Here is a 1,221-nt window from a genome sequence, read left to right as displayed (position 1 = left end):
TGTGGTGGTCAAGTACTTCTGGACACTCCCAAAGGGAGTTCAGGCCACCTGCACTTCACGGAGCGCAGGTGGCACAAGGCCGTTGGCACTGTGCAGCCGACGGTGGTTGTACCAGTTCACAAATTGTTCGATGTCTGCTGCAGCCTCCTGTCGAGTGGGGTATTTGGAGTACAGCCATTCGCCTTTGAGGGTGGCAAATACCCGTTCCACCACCGCGTTGTCCCAGCAATTCCCCTTCCGGCTCATGCTCTGGGTGATGCCGTTGTCGCGCAGGATCTCGGCCATCGCGTGGCTGGTGTATTGCCGCCCTTGGTCCGAGTGGAACAGCAGTCCCGCCTGGGGGCGGCGCTGTTTCAATGCGCCGCGCAGGGCTCTGACCGCCAACCACGCATCTGCTTCGTGGGAATGCGCCCAACCCACGATTCGACGGGCATACATATCCACAACGACGGCCAGATACAGCCACCCCTGCTGGGTGGGGATGTAGGTGATATCGCCAGCCCAGACTTGGTTTGGCGCCTCCGGATTGAACTGACGGTCCAGGATGTTGGGAGCGGTCAGCGCCTGCGGCCCAAGGCTGTGGTACTTGTGCCGCTTGTGCTGTCGCGCCCTGACACCGGCCCGGCGCATCAGCGTCCGGGCGCGGTAGCGACCAACCTGCAGACCGCTATTGGTCAGTTCCCGGGCCATCCTGCGTGAGCCGCAGCTGCCCCGGTGGGACTTATGAATGCGACGAACCAGATCAACCTGGGCCAGCAGCTCCCGATCGATGCGAGGCTCCCGATGCAGCCAGGCGTAGTAGCTGCTACGGGGATAGTCCATCAACTGGCACACCAACCGGATCGGAGCGGCCTTCCCCAATTCCTGGATCACTTGTTCCGGTGATCGCTGTCCCGAATGAAGAAGGCGATGGATTTTTTTAGCAGGTCGCGCTCCTCCTTGAGCCTGCGGTTCTGGGCTTCCAGTTCGGCGATTCTGACCTGCGCATCTACTGGTGGCGCCTCCGCCTGCGGGTCATGTTTTCGCCGCCACTGCTCGATCCAGCGCCTCAGCGCCGTCGGGCCGACATCCATCAGCTGGCAGACGTCTCTTACTGTCTGCCCCTCTACAACGACAAGGCGAACCGCCTCGTCCCTCATGCCCTGAGTGATCTGTTTTGCCATGGGTCTACCTCGATGCTCGAAAATGATCCTATCGAGTGTCCAAGTTGATTAGACCACC

Annotated in this window: 1 protein-coding gene; it reads right to left on the bottom strand. The window is 60.9% G+C overall.

Features of this window, described 5'->3' with window-relative positions:
- Nucleotides 1–39: 39 nt before the first annotated feature.
- A protein-coding gene (locus AC27VL_RS19500) for an IS3 family transposase (RefSeq protein ID WP_488767970.1) occupies nt 40–1,163 on the bottom strand; the annotation gives its coding sequence in 2 pieces (ribosomal slippage) (nt 40–923 and nt 923–1,163; 1,125 coding nt in all).
- Nucleotides 1,164–1,221 lie beyond the last annotated feature (58 nt).

This window comes from Stenotrophomonas sp. 14P6.2.3 (genome assembly GCF_057799055.1).
This window is presented reverse-complemented; position numbering and strand designations above follow the sequence as displayed.